The organism is Aureimonas sp. AU20 (assembly GCF_001442755.1).
In the GTDB taxonomy this organism is placed as follows: Bacteria; Pseudomonadota; Alphaproteobacteria; order Rhizobiales; family Rhizobiaceae; genus Aureimonas.
This window is the reverse complement of sequence record NZ_CP006367.1, coordinates 1417230-1434847: the sequence shown is the minus strand read 5'-3', so window position 1 is coordinate 1434847 and position 17618 is coordinate 1417230. Positions and strand designations below refer to the sequence as shown.

Annotated in this window: 17 protein-coding genes; 10 read left to right on the top strand and 7 right to left on the bottom strand. The window is 67.1% G+C overall.

Going from position 1 to position 17618, the window contains the following annotated elements:
- Both M673_RS06335 and M673_RS06330 read right to left on the bottom strand, forming a co-directional pair.
- Complete coding sequence (locus M673_RS06335; protein WP_061974571.1) at nt 1–840, bottom strand: TIGR01459 family HAD-type hydrolase; 840 nt, start codon at nt 838–840, stop codon at nt 1–3.
- Between the two features lie 77 nt (nt 841–917).
- Nucleotides 918–2843 carry a pilus assembly protein TadG-related protein gene (locus tag M673_RS06330; RefSeq protein ID WP_061974569.1) on the bottom strand — a complete coding sequence of 642 codons (1926 nt, stop codon included), beginning with the start codon at nt 2841–2843 and terminating at the stop codon, nt 918–920.
- A gap of 294 nt (nt 2844–3137) precedes the next feature.
- Here M673_RS06330 and groES point away from each other — a divergent pair, with 294 nt between their 5' ends.
- From groES to M673_RS06300, 6 genes are all read left to right on the top strand, one after another.
- Complete coding sequence (gene groES, locus M673_RS06325) at nt 3138–3434, top strand: co-chaperone GroES (protein ID WP_019996686.1); 297 nt, start codon at nt 3138–3140, stop codon at nt 3432–3434.
- A gap of 92 nt (nt 3435–3526) precedes the next feature.
- Complete coding sequence (groL, locus tag M673_RS06320; protein ID WP_061974567.1) at nt 3527–5173, top strand: chaperonin GroEL; 1647 nt, start codon at nt 3527–3529, stop codon at nt 5171–5173.
- 247 nt (nt 5174–5420) lie between these two features.
- Nucleotides 5421–6197, top strand: coding sequence for a sulfite exporter TauE/SafE family protein (locus tag M673_RS06315; RefSeq protein ID WP_061974565.1), 777 nt, complete (start codon nt 5421–5423; stop codon nt 6195–6197).
- An 88-nt stretch (nt 6198–6285) separates the two neighbouring features.
- Nucleotides 6286–6477 (top strand): CsbD family protein, encoded by a 192-nt coding sequence (locus M673_RS06310; protein WP_061974563.1) that lies wholly within the window; start codon nt 6286–6288, stop codon nt 6475–6477.
- A 154-nt stretch (nt 6478–6631) separates the two neighbouring features.
- Nucleotides 6632–8023, top strand: coding sequence for a class II fumarate hydratase (fumC, locus tag M673_RS06305; protein ID WP_061974561.1), 1392 nt, complete (start codon nt 6632–6634; stop codon nt 8021–8023).
- 150 nt (nt 8024–8173) lie between these two features.
- Nucleotides 8174–8551 carry a DoxX family protein gene (locus M673_RS06300; protein WP_244493067.1) on the top strand — a complete coding sequence of 126 codons (378 nt, stop codon included), beginning with the start codon at nt 8174–8176 and terminating at the stop codon, nt 8549–8551.
- 55 nt (nt 8552–8606) lie between these two features.
- Here the strand turns inward: M673_RS06300 and hisG are convergent, their stop codons facing one another.
- The 4 genes from hisG to M673_RS06280 form a co-directional block, all read right to left on the bottom strand.
- A complete protein-coding gene (gene hisG, locus M673_RS06295) occupies nt 8607–9299 on the bottom strand; it encodes an ATP phosphoribosyltransferase (RefSeq protein WP_061974559.1) in 693 nt (230 codons plus the stop codon).
- Nucleotides 9296–10450: an ATP phosphoribosyltransferase regulatory subunit gene (locus M673_RS06290; RefSeq protein WP_061974558.1), complete on the bottom strand. Its 1155-nt coding sequence runs from the start codon at nt 10448–10450 to the stop codon at nt 9296–9298. Before M673_RS06290 ends, hisG begins: the two co-directional genes overlap by 4 nt.
- A gap of 27 nt (nt 10451–10477) precedes the next feature.
- Nucleotides 10478–12001 (bottom strand): histidine--tRNA ligase, encoded by a 1524-nt coding sequence (hisS, locus tag M673_RS06285; RefSeq protein WP_061974556.1) that lies wholly within the window; start codon nt 11999–12001, stop codon nt 10478–10480.
- Nucleotides 12002–12085: 84 nt separating this feature from the next.
- Nucleotides 12086–12742 (bottom strand): DNA-3-methyladenine glycosylase I, encoded by a 657-nt coding sequence (locus tag M673_RS06280; RefSeq protein WP_061974555.1) that lies wholly within the window; start codon nt 12740–12742, stop codon nt 12086–12088.
- Between the two features lie 126 nt (nt 12743–12868).
- Here M673_RS06280 and M673_RS06275 point away from each other — a divergent pair, with 126 nt between their 5' ends.
- The 4 genes from M673_RS06275 (at nt 12869) to M673_RS06260 (ending at nt 16227) form a co-directional block, all read left to right on the top strand.
- A complete protein-coding gene (locus M673_RS06275; protein ID WP_061974553.1) occupies nt 12869–13627 on the top strand; it encodes a DUF2927 domain-containing protein in 759 nt (252 codons plus the stop codon).
- A gap of 158 nt (nt 13628–13785) precedes the next feature.
- Nucleotides 13786–14661 (top strand): L,D-transpeptidase, encoded by an 876-nt coding sequence (locus M673_RS06270; protein WP_061974551.1) that lies wholly within the window; start codon nt 13786–13788, stop codon nt 14659–14661.
- A 144-nt stretch (nt 14662–14805) separates the two neighbouring features.
- Nucleotides 14806–15585 carry a L,D-transpeptidase gene (locus tag M673_RS06265; RefSeq protein WP_061974549.1) on the top strand — a complete coding sequence of 260 codons (780 nt, stop codon included), beginning with the start codon at nt 14806–14808 and terminating at the stop codon, nt 15583–15585.
- Between the two features lie 144 nt (nt 15586–15729).
- Nucleotides 15730–16227, top strand: a complete 498-nt coding sequence (locus tag M673_RS06260) for an AAA family ATPase (protein WP_061974547.1) — start codon at nt 15730–15732, stop codon at nt 16225–16227.
- Between the two features lie 45 nt (nt 16228–16272).
- Here M673_RS06260 and glcF read toward each other — a convergent pair whose 3' ends face one another.
- Nucleotides 16273–17616, bottom strand: a complete 1344-nt coding sequence (gene glcF / locus M673_RS06255) for a glycolate oxidase subunit GlcF (RefSeq protein ID WP_061974546.1) — start codon at nt 17614–17616, stop codon at nt 16273–16275.
- Nucleotides 17617–17618 lie beyond the last annotated feature (2 nt).

Sequence of the window (17618 nt, the reverse complement as noted above, 5' to 3'; positions counted from 1 at the left end):
TCAGCGCAGGAACGGCTGGACGAAGCGGGCCTTGAGGCCCCGCGCTTCGAGCGCTGACCCAAGCCGCGCCGGGTCGCCGCCCGCCTCGGCCAATTCCTCGCGGTGGATGCCGTCCGAGATGAAGAGGCAGTCGGCGCCCAAGGTGTTCGCGCCCTTCACGTCCGTGAACATCCCGTCGCCGATGCACAGGATCGCGGCGTCCTCCTTGGGCAGGAGCGAGCGAGCGACGTCGTAGATCGGCGGATGCGGTTTGCCGGCGAGATGCACGATCTGCCCGCGCTCGGCATAGCTCCTGGCCACCGCGCCCGCGCAATAGATCAGCCGCTCGCCGCGATGAACGACGATGTCGGGATTGGCGCAGATCATCGGCAGATTGCGGGCCGCCAGCCGGTCCAGCAGCGGGGCGTAGTCCTCCGGCGTTTCGCGCTCGTCGTCGAACAGGCCCGTCGCCACCACGAGGTCGGCCTCTTCCGGCGGCAGGAGATCGAGATGCAGCCCCTCGAACAGGTCCTCGTTGCGCGGCGTGCCGATATGGAAGACGCGCCGCGAACCGGCCGAGATCAGCGCGCGCGTGGCGTCGCCCGAGGTGACGATCGCGTCATAGGCCTCGCGCGAGACGCCGAGCGCGTCGAGCTGTTCGCGAACGCCCTCGGCCGGCCGGGGCGAATTGGTGAGAAGCACCACATGCGCGCCCCCTCGGCGTGCTTCGATCAGCGCCTCCTCGGCGGGCGGGTTCTTGGCCTCCCCATCGTGCACGACGCCCCAGACATCGCAGAAGACGGCGCCGTAGCGGCCGGACAGCTCGCCGAGGCGGCCGATCGATTGCAGTGTCTGAACCATGTCCGCTTTCTCTCGCCTGACCTTGAGCGCCCTCGCGATATCGGAGGCGTACCGGACGGGTCAAGGCGAGCCGCTCTTTAGCGCGCGATGCGAAGGCTGGTCAGGGAGGCCATGATGTCGCTGAAAGCGCTTTCCAGATCCTTGGCGTTGGAAGCGCTGTAGAAATACTTGCCCTTGTCCTTGTAGGCGAGATTGGTGTTGCGAAGGTCGCCGAGCTTGTAGGAGGCGCAGCCCTTGAGAAGCCCGTTGACCATGGTCTGGTACTGGGCCGGAATGTCGAAGGCGATCGTGTAGATCAAAACGCCGTCGCGCGAGACCGGCCCCTTCTCGTCGGACAATTGCTTGCCCGAGCCGTCCTTCAGCTTGATCTTGCCGTCGCCCTTGGCGTTCTCGCAGATTGCGGCGAGACGTCCGTTCAGGGCCGCCGTGTAGTTGGTGTCGGTCGTGGCGGTGGAGACGCCCGTCTTGTAGTCGAACAGACGCGGGACGGTAAAATTGCGCTCGGGATAGCTGGCGTAGCCATAGGCGCCGAAGGTCGAAACCGCCTCGCTCCCCGAATTGTAATAAGTGTTCTGACCGTCGGTCATGACGATCATGGCCTTTATGTTGTTCTCGTCTCCCGAGGCCCGGCCTTCGGAAAAGGGCTCGTTCTTGGACAGAACCTTCCAGCCCCACTCCACCCCCTGCGGCACGTTGGTCGCGCCCGTCGCCACGAGACCGCCGACGGCCGAAAGAGCGCTGGTCTTGTCGTTCGTAAGAGGCGTCAACGGGGCCGAGTCGCACATGAAGCTCGGAGAATTGCGATAGTTGTTCGACAGATTGTCGTCCATCGCGGGGCTGATCAGATACTTTCGCACATCCGTCAGTTTCAGACGGTAGTCGCTATATAGGGTGCGCGTACGCCGCCAGTTTCTATCATCGTCCGAAGCGTTGTAGTCCTTGACGTAGCTGTTCGACCAGCCGGACCAAGCGGAGTTCAACGGCTCGTCCGGTGAGAAGAACGGAACGAAGAGCGTAGACGGATTCAATTCGGACGGGGCGGTGTCCAGCAGCGCATAGGGAGCAGGCCTCGACTCGACGCAGCCTCGATAGGCCCAGTTCGAATTCTTCGGACCCATCGCCTTATAGAGATATTGCCGGGTCAGGAAGGTTGTCGGATGGAGCTTGGAAATCCAGCCGGCCCCGAGGGGCGAGGGTAACGCCGTATCGGTCGCTCCTACTCCCAGGAGCGCATCAGGCACCTTGTAGCTATTTTCCCAATCCAGGTTCTCGTGATGGATCGGTGACAGGCCCTTGGGGTCCATCCACCAGTCGTCGAGATGGTCCTTTCCAATATTGACGCCGCCCGAGAACGGCACGATGCCGACGCGCACCGGGTCCTCGCCGCCCGTCGAGTTGCCCGAGCCGAAGATCGTGTTGATCGCCTTGGCCGCCTGCGCCTTGAGCGTCGTGATCTTGGCGGGGCCGCCGGCCGCCGGGCTGTCGTTCATCGAGCCCGACGTATCGAGGACGAAGGCGACCTCGACCGTGGTCGAGCCGACCGCCACGACGCTTTCCGCCTTGGCGCAGTCCCCTCCCTTGAGGCCGGGAAAGGAGATGTTCAGCGCCGACAGGAACACGGGGTCGTAGGTCGAGCAGACCGAAAGGCGCAATTCGCGCGTGCCCTCCGGCGTCCAGTCCGTGCCCTCGTATTTCAGGGTGCTGGTGGTCCGCGAAACGCTGGCCATGTTCGCGGTGAACACGTTCTGCGCATAGGTTTGAAGGCTCTGAGGATTGGGGTCGGTGCCGAAGCGCTTAGCGGTGGCGAGCGCGGCAGCGTCGGCGGCGGACTGCACCGCCGTCCGGTCGCTGTAGAAGAGACTGATGTCGGCGGCGGCCGCGATGGACATCAGGACCGGGATGAAGATCACCGCCGCCATGATCGCGAAATTGCCGTTCCGGTCGGCGACAAATCGCCGAACCACGCCCTGAGGCTCGAAGGAAGCGGGGGAGAAACGATCCATGCGGTTGACCCCTCTGCGCGACAGGCGGCTTCGTTGCCGCCCAGACGATCGGCCGTCCCACGGATACCCCTTGATTCCTTACGATTCCTCTTTGCGCGCAGGTCAAAGTTTCAAGGGTTGCCAAACTAACGGCGCTTCACCTCGCTTAGCGGCGGACCTGTCTCCAACCTTGACAGCGCGGCCCCTCCTCCCCTATCTAGCGGCTCGTTAGCACTCCACGTTAGCGAGTGCCAGAATCCTGGATCGGCCGCTTCCGGGCGCTCGATCCCCTAAGCCCAAGAAGGTTCGACTGAGATGGCCAACGTGAACTTCCGCCCTCTGCATGATCGAGTCGTGGTGCGGCGCGTCGAGTCCGAGAGCAAGACGGCCGGCGGCATCATCATCCCGGACACCGCGAAGGAAAAGCCGCAGGAAGGCGAGATCGTCGCCGTCGGCGCCGGCGCGCGCGACGAGACCGGCAAGGTCAACCCGCTCGAGGTCAAGGCCGGCGACCGCATCCTGTTCGGCAAGTGGTCGGGCACCGAGATCAAGCTCGGCGGCGAAGACCTGCTCATCATGAAGGAATCCGACATCCTCGGGATCGTCGGCTGAGCCATTGGCCGGGCTGAGATTTCGGCCCGTTCCTTCCCCCTTCCCTTTACGACGGCGCGGACCGGCCTCCGGCGCGCCCAGGAGATAAGATCATGGCTGCCAAGGAAGTCAAATTCGGTCGTGACGCCCGCGAGCGCATGCTGCGCGGCGTCGACATTCTCGCCGACGCGGTAAAGGTCACGCTCGGCCCCAAGGGCCGCAACGTCGTGATCGACAAGTCGTTCGGCGCGCCTCGCATCACCAAGGACGGCGTGTCCGTCGCCAAGGAGATCGAGCTCGAGGACAAGTTCGAGAACATGGGCGCCCAGATGGTGCGCGAAGTGGCCTCGAAGACCAACGACAAGGCCGGTGACGGCACCACCACCGCGACGGTCCTGGCCCAGGCCATCGTCCGCGAGGGCGCCAAGGCGGTTGCCGCCGGCATGAACCCGATGGACGTCAAGCGCGGCATCGACGCGGCGGTCGCCAAGGTCGTCGAGACGCTCGTCTCCTCCGCCCGCAAGATCGAGACCTCCGACGAGGTCGCGCAGGTCGGTACCATCTCCGCCAATGGCGAGAAGGAAATCGGCCAGATGATCGCCTCGGCGATGCAGAAGGTCGGCAACGAGGGTGTCATCACCGTCGAGGAAGCCAAGACCGCCGAGACCGAGCTCGAAGTCGTCGAAGGCATGCAGTTCGACCGGGGCTACCTCTCGCCCTACTTCGTGACCAATGCCGAGAAGATGATCGCCGAGCTCGAGGATGCCTACATCCTCCTGCACGAGAAGAAGCTCTCCAACCTCCAGGCGATGCTGCCGGTCCTCGAGGCCGTCGTGCAGTCGGGCCGTCCGCTCGTCATCATCGCCGAGGACGTCGAGGGCGAGGCTCTCGCCACGCTCGTGGTCAACAAGCTGCGTGGCGGCCTGAAGATCGCCGCCGTCAAGGCTCCGGGCTTCGGCGACCGCCGCAAGGCCATGCTCGAGGACATCGCGATCCTCACGGGCGGTCAGGTCATCTCCGAAGACCTCGGCATCAAGCTCGAGAGCGTCACGCTCGACATGCTCGGCCGCGCCAAGAAGGTCTCCATCACCAAGGAGAACACCACGATCGTCGACGGCAACGGTGAAGCCGACGGCATCAAGGCGCGCGTCGCCCAGATCAAGCAGCAGATCGAAGAGACCACCTCGGACTACGACCGCGAGAAGCTCCAGGAGCGCCTGGCCAAGCTCGCCGGCGGCGTCGCGGTGATCCGCGTCGGCGGCTCGACGGAAGTCGAAGTCAAGGAAAAGAAGGACCGCGTTGACGACGCGCTCAACGCGACGCGCGCGGCCGTGGAAGAAGGCATCGTCCCCGGCGGCGGCGTCGCTCTCCTGCGCGCTTCCAACTCGGTCGACCTCAAGGGTGAGAACGCCGATCAGGACGCTGGCATCGCCATCGTCCGCAAGGCGCTCCAGGCTCCGATCCGTCAGATCGTCCAGAACGCGGGCGGCGAAGGCTCGATCGTGGTCGGCAAGATCCTCGACAACTCGTCGCTGACCTACGGCTACAACGCCCAGACCGGCGAATACGGCGACATGATCCAGGCCGGCATCGTCGACCCGGTCAAGGTCGTTCGCTCGGCGCTCCAGGACGCGGCCTCGGTCGCCGGCCTGCTCGTCACCACGGAAGCCATGATCTCGGAAGCTCCCCGCAAGGACTCCGGCGCCCCTTCGATGCCGGGCGGCGGCGGCATGGGCGGCATGGGCGGCATGGACTTCTAAGCCGACAGGACTTCCGGCGCCGCAAGGGCGCCGGCGTTCCACGCCAAGATCAGGGGGGCTCGCTCACGCGGGCCCCTTTTTCGTTGGGCCGTTCGGATTTCTGCTTTGCTCGGCCTCCCCTAGCGACCACGCGGTTGTCAGGCATTTCCCCTCGGGCGTGATCGGCCCGCGCTGGCGCCAAAGGGTGTTTTCGAGTCTAAGAGCGCCCGAAACCCGGGGCGACGGCCTCGCCGCATCAGGACGCCGCATGAGCGAATTTCTCATCTTCTTCTTCGTCGGCGCGCTGGCGCAGCTCGTCGACGGCGCGCTCGGCATGGCCTATGGCGTCATTTCCTCCACGGTTCTCATGAGCTTCGGCGTACCGCCGTCGGTCGCCTCCGCGTCCGTCCACACGGCCGAGCTTTTCACCACGGCCGCCTCGGGCACGGCCCATATCGCCAATCGCAATATCGACTGGAAGCTGTTCTGGCGCCTCGTCCCCTTCGGCGTCCTCGGCGCGGTGCTCGGCACCTATGTCCTCACCTCGATCGACAGTTCCTCGATCCGCCCCTTCGTCGCGGCCTATCTCGCGGTAATCGGCGTGATGCTGACGCTGCGCTCCTTCCGCAAGCTGCCGCGCGCCCAAACGCCGATGGGGCTGGTGCCGCCTCTGGGTGCGGCCGGCGGCTTTCTCGATTCGGTTGGCGGTGGCGGATGGGGGCCGATCGTCACCTCCGGCCTGCTCGGGGCCGGCGGCCAGCCGCGCTATGTCATCGGCACGGTGAACGCGGCCGAGTTCCTGATCACGCTCTCGGTCTCGCTGTCCTTTCTCGTCGCGCTGCTGACAGGGCATTGGGAAGAAGCGGGGGATCTCACCGACCACGCCCTGTCGGTTCTCGGCCTGATCGCGGGCGGCGTTCTGGCGGCGCCGCTCGCCGGCTATGCCGTGAAGCGCATCCCCGAGCGCCTGCTCCTGCGCATCGTCGGACTGTTGATCTGCGCGCTGGCGCTGCAGCAGCTCTATGGAATCCTTTCCAAAATGTAATGCCGGATCTGGAACGGATCGCACCCTTCGGCGGTTCTCCTTTTCGAAAATCGGACACGCCGTCCGATACAATCTTGAGGAGACGATCATGGTCGACAAGAACGAAATTTCTGGTGGCGCCAAGGAAGTCGGTGGCAAGATCAAGGAAGGCGTCGGCAAGCTCGTCGGTAATGAACGTCTCCAGGCCGAAGGCATGGCGGATCAGGTCGAGGGCAAGACCGAGAAGAACTACGGCAAGGTCAAGGACGCCGTGAAGGATCAGGTCGGCGCCAAGCACTGAGCGCACCTGAATCGTTTGAAGAAGGAGCCGGCCGCAAGGCTGGCTCTTTTTCGTTGCGGCAAAGGGTTTCGCGTCGCCGGCCTGTCGTGATAACCGCGCGAGGGTGCCCCATCCAGACAGGATCAGCGGGCGCCTTGTCGCGAGGGGAAGACCGATGACCAGCACCAGACGCGAGACCGATTCGATCGGCGCGATCGACGTCGCGAGCGACCGCTACTGGGGGGCGCAGACCGAGCGCTCGCTCAACAATTTCCGCATCGGCACCGACAAGCAGCCGATCGCCGTGATCCACGCCCTCGCAACGGTCAAGAAGGCCGCCGCGCGCGTCAACCGTGCCATGGGCAAGCTCGACGGCGGGATCGCCCAGACGATCGAGACGGCGGCCGACGAGGTGATCTCCGGCAAGCTCGACGATCATTTCCCGCTCGTGGTCTACCAGACCGGCTCGGGCACGCAGACCAACATGAACGTCAACGAGGTCATCTCCAACCGCGGCATCGAGATGCTGGGCGGCGAGATGGGCTCCAAGAAGCCGATCCACCCGAACGACCACGTCAATATGGGCCAATCGTCCAACGACGTGTTCCCGACCGCGATCCACGTCGCCGTGGCGATCGAGACCACCAAGCGCATCCTGCCGGCGATCGACGCGCTGCACGCTTCGCTCGACGCCAAGGCGAATGAATTCGACCACATCATCAAGATCGGCCGCACCCACACGCAGGATGCGACGCCGATCACGCTCGGCCAGGAGTTCTCCGGCTACGCCGCAGCGCTCCAGCTCGGCAAGATCCGCATCGAGAAGGCGCTCTACGACGTCTTCGCGCTGGCCCAGGGCGGCACGGCGGTCGGCACCGGCCTCAACGCCCCGGTCGGCTTCGACGTGAAGATCGCCGACGAGATCGCCTCGCTCACCGGCCTGCCCTTCCGCACCGCCGAGAACAAGTTCGAGGCGCTGGCCTCGCACGGTGCGCTGGCCTTCTTCCACGGCTCGCTCAACGCGCTCGCTACCGATCTCTTCAAGATCGCCAACGACATCCGCTTCCTCGGCTCCGGCCCGCGCTCCGGCCTGGGCGAACTCTCGCTGCCCGAGAACGAGCCGGGCTCCTCGATCATGCCGGGCAAGGTCAACCCGACCCAGTGCGAAGCGCTGACCATGGTGGCGGCCGAGGTGTTCGGCCACGAGACGACCGTGACGGTCGCGGCCTCTCAGGGCCATTTCGAGCTGAACGTCTTCAAGCCGGTGATTGCCAACGCGGTGATCTCCACGATCCGCCTGCTGGCGGACGGCATGGACTCGTTCCGCGAGCATTGCGTGGACGGGATCAAGGCCAACGAGGACCGGATCAAGGACCTCATGCAGCAGTCGCTCATGCTGGTGACGGCGCTGGCGCCCACGATCGGCTACGACAACGCCGCCAACATCGCCAAGACCGCGCACAAGAAGGGCACGACCCTGCGCGAGGAGGCCCTCGCCTCCGGTCTGGTCTCGGGCGAAGATTACGACCGGATCGTCGATCCGGCGGCGATGACCCGCCCGGGCTGATCGAACGCCAAGTCATTGGACTTTGGAAACGCCCCAATCTTCGGATTGGGGCGTTTTTCTTTGACGATCAGTCTTGCAAAGAATCGCTATCTTCGGCGGCGGCCCTCAGTCACTCTGCGCCATCACAACTCCGTGTCGATGGACGCTCTCATGAACTCCGGTCTGCTTCTTCTCGCCCGCATTCTCCTGTCGATTCTCTTCATCGTGTCCGGCTTCGGCAAGCTGGCCGGCGCGGCTGGCTTTGCCGGCTATCTCGGCAATCTCGGCCTGCCCGGCGGTGTGGCGCTGGCCTATCTCGTCGGCGCGCTGGAGTTCTTCGGCGGCCTCGCCATCCTCGTCGGCTTCCAGGTTCGGATCGTCGCTTCGGTTCTCGCCGTGTTCTGCGTGGCGACCGCGCTCGTCGCCCATCTCGGCCCAGACCAGTCGACCCAGCTGATGAAGAATCTCGGCCTGTGCGGCGGCTTCCTGGCGCTCGCGACCGCTGGCGCCGGTGCCTATTCGATCGACGCGCGCTCGCGCCGCGTCTGATCCCGCGCGCTGATGGAGATCGGGACGGCCGCCTTCGGGCGGCCGTTTCGCGTTTTCAGCCTTCGAAGCGCGGCAGGAGCGCCGCGAGCCGCGCATCATCGTCCGCGCTGCGCGGCTTGGCCGCCAGAGCGAGACAGGCTTCCGAGCGAAGGATCGTGCCGTCCTTCAGGATGCGCAGATGGTTGGCCGTCAATGTCGAGCCGGTGGACGTGATGTCCACGATGATGTCGGCGGAGCCGGCGGCCGGCGCGCCTTCGGTGGCACCGAGGCTTTCCACGATGCGATAGCTTTGGATGCCGTGGCTCTTGGTGAAGAAGCCCTGCGTCAGGCGCCAATATTTGGTGGCGATGCGAAGGCGCCGCCCATGCGCGGCGCGATAGCCGGCGGCGACGTCGCCCAGATCCTCCATCGTCTCGACGTCGAGCCAGCTGTCGGGCACGGCCACCACCACGTCGGCATGGCCGAAGCCGAGTCGTGAGACGATGCGGCCGCGCTCGTCGAAATCGGTCATGGTCTCACGCAGCAGGTCCTCGCCCGTCACGCCGAGGTCGATCGCCCCGTCGCGCAGCTCGCGCGCGATCTCGGAGGCCGAAAGAAGCAGAACCTCCAGCCCCTCGGCGCCCTCGACGCGGGTGCGATAGGAGCGCGCGTCCTCGCTGGCGTGGACGAGAATGCAGGCTTTGGCGAGAGAGGCCACGCACTGGTCCTTGAGCCGGCCCTTGGACGGAATGGCGAGGGTCAGCGTCATGGGCGCGCGCCTTCCTGCGTCAGCGAGAGACGGTCGAGATAAAGCGCGAAGCCCACGGCGGGGATCGGCTCGCGCGCACCGAGATAGGAAACGAGCCGGTCGTAGCGCCCGCCGCCGGTGAGCGGCCCGGCAAAGCCCGGCCGGGCGATCTCGAAAACGAAGCCGGTGTAATAGTCGAGCGTGCGGCCGAAGGCGGCGCGGTAGCGCAGCGTCGAAAGATCGACACCGGCGCGCGACAGCGCCTCGGCCCGCGCCTCGAAGAAGGCGAGCGCTCCGGCGAGATCCAGCCCGTGCTCGCTCGACAGGGCGCGAAGCCGCTCGCAGGCCTCCGACACCGGACAGTCCAGCGATAGGAAGGCGCGCAGCCGCTCCAGCGCCGCGCCGCGCAGGCGCGTGTCGGACAGGCGCACCTTCTCGGCAAGGCGCGCGGCGATCTCGGCGGCGCTGCGGCTGCGATTCGGCGGCAGGCCCGCCGCGCCCATGCGCTCGGCCACCAGCGCCTCCAGTTCGGGCAGGCGCCCGTCCCGCGCCAGCGTCAGCGCGTCTGCGTCGATGCCCGCGACATCGCCGGAGCGGTCGCTCGCCAGCGTTTCCAGCGCGCGGGCGAGAAGATCGTTCTGACCGAAGGTGCGGATCAGGCGGCGCTGCCATCCGGCGGGCAGGTCCAGCGCCTTCAACACGGCCTCGAACAGGCCCTGGTCGCCGATCGTGATGTCGAGCGTTCCGGGGTCGTTGAGGCCGCAGGCGGCGAGCGCCGTCAGCGCTTCGGCCAGCGTCGCAGCATCCGCCTCGGCCCGGTCGCCATCGCCCAGATTCTCGATGCCCGCCTGCCGGAACTCCGCCGGCTCGCCCCGGCGCTGGCGGAACACGGGGCCGTTATAGGCGTAGCGGCGCGGCAGGCCGGCCTCGCCTGCTATATGGGCAAGGCAGACCGGAATGGTGAAGTCGGGGCGCAGGCACAGCGTCTCGCCGCCCTCGCCGCGCGTCAGGAAGATGCGCCGGCGCAGATCCTCGCCGGCCGTGTCGAGATAGGGCTCGGCGCGTTGCAGGAGCGGCGTCGACACCAGCGACGCGCCGACCGAGACGAAAAATCGCGCCAGCGCGCCGTCGAAGGGCGTGCCGCTCTCGGACGCCGGAAACAGCCGGCTCATGCCTGCCCCCCGCTCATGAACCGGCCCTCACAGCGTCTCGGACGCCTGACGCGCCAGAATGCGCCGGACGGCCTCGACTAGATCGCTCTCGTCCACCAGTTCCTGCCCCGCGCGCGCTTCGCGCCATTCGGCATTGTCCTCGATCCCGGCGGCAACGCGCTTGCCTTCCACGAGGTCCTTCACCTGCACCTTGCCGGCCGCCTTCTCGTCGCCGCCCTGGATGACGACGACGGGCGCGCCGCGCCGGTCGGCATATTGAAGCTGCTTGCCGAACTGCTTGGGATTGCCCTGGAACACCTCGACCGGCACGCGCGGCTGGCCCTCGCCGTTCAGTTCGCGGCGCAGAAGCGTCGCCATCCGCTGGTAGTCGGCCATGCGGTCCCGGTCCATCACGGTGACGACGACCGGGCCGGGCAGCGCGGCATTGCCAAGACGGCCGAGATTCTTGAGCGCGGTCTGGAGGCGCGAGACGCCGATCGAGAAGCCCGTGGCGGGAACCGGCGTCGACATGAAGCGCGACACCAGCCCGTCATAGCGCCCGCCGCCGCCGACCGAGCCGAACTGCACCTTCTGGCCCTTCTCGTTGACGACGTCGAACAGGAGTTCGGCTTCGAAGACTGGACCGGTGTAATATTCGAGGCCGCGCACGACGGACGGGTCGATTAGGACGCGCTGATCGTCATAGCCGGCGCCGACCGCGAAATCGCGGATCTGCGCGAGCTCGGCCAGACCTTCGTCCACGGTCGGCTGGCCGCCGAAGGCCTCGCGCACCGCTTCGAGGCGCGCCTCGCCGGTCGCGTCCGACAGCGCGAAGATGCGCAGGACACGCTCGATCGCCTCCTCGGGCAGCTCGGCGCCCTTGGTGAAGTCGCCCTTGCCGCCGCTCTCGTCCAAGCGGCCGGGGCCAAGCAGGAGGCGCACGCCGGGCGCGCCGAACTTGTCGAACTTGTCGAGCGCGCGCAGCACGGTCAGCCGGCGAGGCGCGTCGCCTTCCAGGCCGATCGCGTCGAGAATGCCGTCCAACACCTTGCGGTTGTTCACCCGGATCACATACTGGCCGCGCTCGATGCCGAGCGCCTCCATCGTGTCGGCCATCATCATGGCCATCTCGGCATCGGCCGAGACGTTGGGCGCGCCCACGATGTCGGCGTCGAACTGCATGAACTGGCGGAAGCGGCCGGGGCCGGGCTTCTCGTTGCGGAAGACGTAGCCCGCCCGGTAGGAGCGATAGGGCTTGGGCAGATCCTCGAAATTCTCGGCGACATGGCGGGCGAGCGGCGCCGTCAGGTCGTAGCGCAGCGACAGCCATTCCTCGTCGTCGTCCTGCAAGGAGAAGACGCCCTCGTTGGGCCGATCCGAGTCGGGCAGGAACTTGCCGAGCGCGTCGGTGTATTCGAAGAACGGCGTCTCCACCGGCTCGAAACCATAGGTCTCGTAGACGCGGCGGATCGTAGCGAGCATGCGCTCCTGCGCCAGGAGATCGGCGGACGTGCGATCCACGAAGCCGCGCGGCTGGCGCGCCTTCACGCGGGAGGGCTTCTTGGGGGCCATGGAACTGCCTGAACGCTGGATAAGAAACGAGTTACCAGGCGTCCTAGCCCATCGGGCGCGGGAGCGGCAAGGCTGGAGCCCGTTTCAGCGCGGCCGAATGAAGTTTCGCCGCGCCGCCTCGCACGCCCCGCGCGCGCAACACCCTTCCATATGGTCGTTCACGAAGCCCATGGACTGCATGAAAGCATAGGCCGTGGTCGCGCCGACGAAGGAGAAGCCTTCCGCCCGCAGCGCCTTGGAGAGCCGCCGCGAGGCCGGCGTTTCAGGGTTGGCCCGCGCCCAGGCGAGCGTCATCGGCTCCGGGCGCTCCTCGGGCGGCGGCTCGAAGCGCCAGAGGAAGCTGGCGAGACTGCTGCCCGTCTTCTCGCGCAGCGCCAGCGCCCGCCGGGCATTGTTGATCGTGGAGGCGATCTTGGCGCGGTGGCGCACCACGCCGGGGTCGGCGAGGATCGCCTCGATCCGCGCCTCGTCGAAGCCGGCGACGCGCTCGATCTCGAACCCCTCGAACCGCTCGCGAAAGCGCTCCCGCTTGCGCAGGATCGTGATCCAGGAGAGCCCGGCCTGGAACCCCTCCAGGCACAACTTCTCGAAGAGCTTGGTGTCGTCGGCGGTGGGGCGGCCCCATTCGCCGTCGTGGTAGCGGATATAGTCCTCGCCCGCGCCCGCCCAAGCGCAGCGGGTCTCGCCGTCCGCCCCGAGGCGCAGACCCGATTCGGAAGGAAGGTCGCTGGTTTCGCTCATGCCCCCTTGTGCCGCGTGGCCGGCGCGGGGCGCAAGCGCCCTCCCCCAAGCTTCACCTCGATGGCGACTTGCCTCCGCGCGCCCCGCGCCGCACAAACGGAGCGAACACGCCGAACGAGTCTGCCCATGTCCGTCCGCCCGCTTCCGTTTCGCCTCTTGGCTGCCCTCACCTGCCGAACCGCCCTCCTGCTGGCCTTCGGTCTGGCGCTGCTCCTGGGCGCGCAGCCGGCCCGCGCCCAGCGACTGCCGGGCGACGAGGCGATGATTCGCGGCTTCGAGGCGGTGGTGTTCGGCGCCGAGATCACGGGGCCTCTCAGCGATTCCAGCTATCTCAAGAAATTCGCGGCGCCGGTTCGCGTGCGAGTCGAAAATCCCGCCGAGATCGATCGCAAGCCAGCGGTGGCGACCTTCGTGCGCCAGCTCGCCCGGCAGGTGAAAGGGCTCGACATCGCCATGGCGGGCCGGGGCGAGCCGGCCAATTTCGTGGTCCATGTCGTGGACCGCGACGACTACCAGCGCACCGGACGCGCGGTCTATCACCGCCCCTTCGGCCGCACGCCGGGCAACTGCATCGTGCGCTCCAGCTACGGGCGCGCCGGCATCACGCGTTCGGACGCCATCATCGTCTCGGACGAGGGCGATCTCCTGTTTCGCCGCTGCCTGATCGAGGAGGTGCTGCAAGGGCTGGGGCCGCTCAACGACAACACCGACGCGCCGCAAAGCGTCTTCAACGACACCTCGAAGCTGACGAGCTTCACGCCCTACGACCGCCTCCTCGTCAACATGCTCTACGACAGCCGTCTTCGCCCCGGCATGAGCCTTGCCGACGCCGAGCCGCTGCTCCCGGCGGTGCTGCGCGACAACAGGCGACGCCTGGGACTGTGACGCAGCGTTAGCGGCGCGTTCACCACGTTGGGACAGGGGAGGCGGAACCGGAGGGTCAGGGCGCGCGGATTCACCAATCGCTCGGATTTGGGGCGGCATTCTCATCCCAAAGCGGCTCGCCCTTTTCGAGCCCCGCGACGTTTCCGAGGTGTCCGCCGATGTTCGCCCGCCGCCTTCTGGCGCTTTCGCTCGTTCTTGCCGCCGGCTCCGCCGCCGATGCGCGCGACCGCCGCCCGCTTTCGCTCGACCGGGAGGATGCCGCCCAGCGCGTTCTCCAGCTCAGCCCCGGCAGCGGCGTCGTGCCGGGCTACCAGAACCCCAAGCTGACGCGCGGCTATCCCGCCGGCACGGTGATCTTCGACGGCAACATTCCCGTCGGCGTGGTGCGCCGCGACGGCGGCCCGGTGGAGCCGCTCGGCTCCTACCAGAACGCGCAGCCCATCGTGCTCGGTGCCGAGCCCAGCCCCCCGCCGCGCCCGCGAGCCGAGCGCCGCCGCGAGCGCCAGCCCCTGTTCGCCAGCGCGAGCGCGCCTGCCCGGCGCATGGCCGCCGCGCCGCGCCAGACGCAGCCGCGCGGGCTCGACCCCGCCTTCCTGCCGCAGGAAGTCGCCTATTCCGGCTACGAGCCGGGCACGATCGTCATCGATACGCAGGCGCGCTTTCTCTACCTTGTCGAGGCCGGCGGCCGGGCGACGCGCTACGGCGTGGGCGTCGGCAAGCCGGGCTTCGAATGGGCCGGCTCGCACCGCGTCAGCCGCAAGGCGGAGTGGCCGGACTGGACCCCGCCCTCCGAGATGGTCGCGCGCGAGCGCGCCAAGGGCCGCATCCTGCCCGCGCGCATGGAAGGCGGCATCGAAAACCCGCTGGGCGCCCGCGCGCTCTATCTCGGTTCCTCGTTCTACCGCATCCACGGCACCAACCAGCCCTGGACCATCGGCCAGGCCGTGTCGTCGGGCTGCATCCGCATGCGCAACGAGGACGTGAGCGATCTCTACGAGCGCGTGCCGGTCGGCACGCGCGTGGTTGTGCTCTGAGCGCAACATCTCATGCAAAACGGGCGCGGGACCGGTCCCGACATTGTCTCGCGCCCCATGTTCCCCTCACGATAAGGCCGGCAGACTATCTCCAGGACGGCTCTGTTTTCATTCAACTTTTCGCCGGTTTCGAAGGATCGTTCGATGCGTCTCATTTCCCTGAAAACGGTAGCGCTGGCGGGTCTCGCCACCCTGGCCCTGGCCGGCGGCGCCAGCGCCGACACCCGCTATTTCGACCACTCCTCGCAGACCTGGGTATCGACCACGGGCGATAGCCGCGCCGTGGTGTCCAGCGGCGGCGCTTCGCTCGGCCGCGCCCCGGTGCGCGTGGCGCGCCAGCCGCAGGCCATGCGCCCGGTCGATCCGCGCTTCAAGCGCCAGAGCGTGCGCCTGTCCACTAAGGAAAAGCCGGGCACGATCATCATCGATACCGACCGCAAGTTCCTCTACTTCGTGGAAGCCGGCGGCACGGCGACGCGCTACGGCGTGGGCGTCGGCAAGGAAGGCTTCGCCTGGGGCGGCACGATGAAGATCGGTCGCAAGGCCGAATGGCCGGGCTGGACGCCGCCGGCCACGATGGTCGCCCGCGAGCGCGCCAAGGGCCACATCCTGCCCGCCTACATGGCCGGTGGCCCGGACAACCCGCTCGGCGCACGCGCCATGTATCTCTATCGCGGCGGCGGTGGCGGCGACTCGATGTTCCGCATCCACGGCACCAACCAGCCCTGGACCATCGGCCTCAACATGTCGTCGGGCTGCATCCGCATGATGAACGAGGACGTGACGCATCTCTACGAGCGCGCCGATCGCGGCACCAAGGTGATCGTGCTCGGCCCCGGCCAGTCCGGCAACGGCATCTATGCCGAAACCGGCACGATGCGTCCGGCGGGTCGAGGCCTGCTCGCCGCCGTGTTCGGCGGCTGATCGCGGCACCCCCTCGCGGAACGACAAAGAAGGCCCGCCCACTCGGCGGGCCTTTTCCGTAAGCTCCCTTTGCAGCCGGGAAGAACCCGCCGCGACGCGCGTTCGGGTTCGCGACCAGAACAGGCCGGAGATCGGAGCCGAAGGATGGGGCGGAGAAACTATCTGATCGAGGGCGTGTCCGGCACCGGCAAGACCAGCGTCTGCGAGGAACTCAAGCGTCGCGGCTTTCACGCCATCCACGGCGACCGGGAATTGGCCTATCAAGGCGACCCGGAGACCGGATATCCCCTGCCCGGCTCGAAGCACGAGAACCACATCTGGGATCTCGAAAAACTCGGGAGCCTGGTTTCGGACCGCAGCCAGCCGATCACCTTCTTCTGCGGCGGCTCGCGAAACTTTTCAAAGTTCATCCATCTCTTCGACGGGATCTTCGTCCTCGACGTTGATCTCGAAACGTTGAACGGGCGGCTCGCGGCGAGACCCGCCGACGAGTTCGGCGGGACGCACGGCGAGCGAGAGCTGATCGTGCGGCTGCACGCGACTGGGCAAGACCTTCCCGAGAACGCGATCCCCATCGACGCGACCCTGCCGCTCGCCGAAGTCGTCGACCGGATTCTCTCGCGATGCGAAGCGCTGGGATAAGCGCTCCGGCACGTCGAAAAGCCCGCCCCTCTCGCGGACCTCCCTTTATTCGGCGGCGACGGGCCTTGCCATGCGTGGGAAGGAGCGGCCGGCGAGCTTGGCGGGCGCCTCACCGCCGAAGGCCCAGTCCAGAAGCTCCACGGTGTGGAGGATCGGGATCGAGGTGCCCGAGCCGATCTGCGTCATGCAGCCGATATTGCCGGTGGCGATGAGGTCGGGCTTCACGCGCTCGATATTCCCGACCTTGCGGTCGCGCAGCTTGGCGGAAATCTCCGGCTGGAGAATGTTGTACGTGCCGGCGGAGCCGCAGCACAGATGCCCTTCCGGCACATCGCGCACGGTGAAACCGGCCTGCGCCAGAAGGGTTTTCGGCGCCTGCGTGATCTTCTGCCCGTGCTGCATGGAGCAGGCCGAATGATAGGCGACGATCGCCTCGACCGGGTTTTCCGGCAGGGGCAGGTCGAGCGTGGACAGGAACTCTGTCACATCCTTGGCAAGGCTCGAGATCAGCGCGGCCTTCTCCGCATAGGCCGGGTCGAGCCGCAGCATATGGCCGTAATCCTTGATGACGGTGCCGCAGCCGGACGCGGTGATGACGATAGCGTCGAGCTTGGAGCGCTCCACCTCGCGGGCCCAGACGTCGACATTGCGCCGGGCGAAGTCGAGTGCTTCCTCTTCCCGGCCCATGTGGTGGGTCAGCGCGCCGCAGCAGCCCTCCCCTTCGGGCAGGACGATCTCGACGCCGAGCCGGGTCAGCAGCCGCACCGTCGCCTCGTTGATGCCGGGATCGAGCACGGACTGGGCGCAGCCGCGCAGGAGCGCGACGCGCTTTCGCACGACGCCCTCGGCCGTGCGCAGGCCCGGCCGGTCGTTGGCCGAGGCCGGCGGCACGGCGGCGGGCGCGAGCTTCAGCATGGCCGCCAGCGGCTTCAGCGGCGCCACGCCGCCCAGCGCGTCCGCGAAGGGCCGGGCGAGGCGCGCGAGCTTCAGGCTCCAGCGGAAGCGCTGGGGATAGGGAAGGACGCGGGCCAGCATCTCGCGGATGACGCGGTCGACGAGCGGGCGCTTGTAGGTGCGCTCGATATGGGCGCGGGCGTGGTCCACGAGATGCATGTAGTTCACGCCCGAGGGGCAGGTCGTCATGCAGGCGAGGCAGGACAGGCAGCGGTCGATATGCTTGACCGTGCGCTCGTCCGCCGGGCGCCCGTTCTCCAGCATGTCCTTGACGAGATAGATGCGCCCGCGCGGGCTATCCAGCTCGTTGCCGAGCGTCACATAGGTCGGGCAGGTCGCCGTGCAGAAGCCGCAATGGACGCACTTGCGGATGATCGAGGCGCTTTCGGCGGTGTCGGGATCGCTGAGCGCGGCGGGGGTGAAGGAGGTCTGCATCA

What these genes read in the sequence shown, in the direction of transcription:
- M673_RS06275 (WP_061974553.1), top strand. Translation starts at nt 12,869, where the DNA reads ATGTCCGTCCGCCCGCTTCCGTTTCGCCTCTTGGCTGCCCTCACCTGC.
- hisS (WP_061974556.1), bottom strand. Translation starts at nt 12,001, where the DNA reads ATGGCCCCCAAGAAGCCCTCCCGCGTGAAGGCGCGCCAGCCGCGCGGC.
- M673_RS06280 (WP_061974555.1), bottom strand. Translation starts at nt 12,742, where the DNA reads ATGAGCGAAACCAGCGACCTTCCTTCCGAATCGGGTCTGCGCCTCGGG.
- fumC (WP_061974561.1), top strand. Translation starts at nt 6,632, where the DNA reads ATGACCAGCACCAGACGCGAGACCGATTCGATCGGCGCGATCGACGTC.
- M673_RS06330 (WP_061974569.1), bottom strand. Translation starts at nt 2,843, where the DNA reads ATGGATCGTTTCTCCCCCGCTTCCTTCGAGCCTCAGGGCGTGGTTCGG.
- M673_RS06270 (WP_061974551.1), top strand. Translation starts at nt 13,786, where the DNA reads ATGTTCGCCCGCCGCCTTCTGGCGCTTTCGCTCGTTCTTGCCGCCGGC.
- M673_RS06300 (WP_244493067.1), top strand. Translation starts at nt 8,174, where the DNA reads ATGAACTCCGGTCTGCTTCTTCTCGCCCGCATTCTCCTGTCGATTCTC.
- hisG (WP_061974559.1), bottom strand. Translation starts at nt 9,299, where the DNA reads ATGACGCTGACCCTCGCCATTCCGTCCAAGGGCCGGCTCAAGGACCAG.
- M673_RS06260 (WP_061974547.1), top strand. Translation starts at nt 15,730, where the DNA reads ATGGGGCGGAGAAACTATCTGATCGAGGGCGTGTCCGGCACCGGCAAG.
- groES (WP_019996686.1), top strand. Translation starts at nt 3,138, where the DNA reads ATGGCCAACGTGAACTTCCGCCCTCTGCATGATCGAGTCGTGGTGCGG.
- M673_RS06265 (WP_061974549.1), top strand. Translation starts at nt 14,806, where the DNA reads ATGCGTCTCATTTCCCTGAAAACGGTAGCGCTGGCGGGTCTCGCCACC.
- glcF (WP_061974546.1), bottom strand. Translation starts at nt 17,616, where the DNA reads ATGCAGACCTCCTTCACCCCCGCCGCGCTCAGCGATCCCGACACCGCC.
- groL (WP_061974567.1), top strand. Translation starts at nt 3,527, where the DNA reads ATGGCTGCCAAGGAAGTCAAATTCGGTCGTGACGCCCGCGAGCGCATG.
- M673_RS06315 (WP_061974565.1), top strand. Translation starts at nt 5,421, where the DNA reads ATGAGCGAATTTCTCATCTTCTTCTTCGTCGGCGCGCTGGCGCAGCTC.
- M673_RS06310 (WP_061974563.1), top strand. Translation starts at nt 6,286, where the DNA reads ATGGTCGACAAGAACGAAATTTCTGGTGGCGCCAAGGAAGTCGGTGGC.
- M673_RS06335 (WP_061974571.1), bottom strand. Translation starts at nt 840, where the DNA reads ATGGTTCAGACACTGCAATCGATCGGCCGCCTCGGCGAGCTGTCCGGC.
- M673_RS06290 (WP_061974558.1), bottom strand. Translation starts at nt 10,450, where the DNA reads ATGAGCCGGCTGTTTCCGGCGTCCGAGAGCGGCACGCCCTTCGACGGC.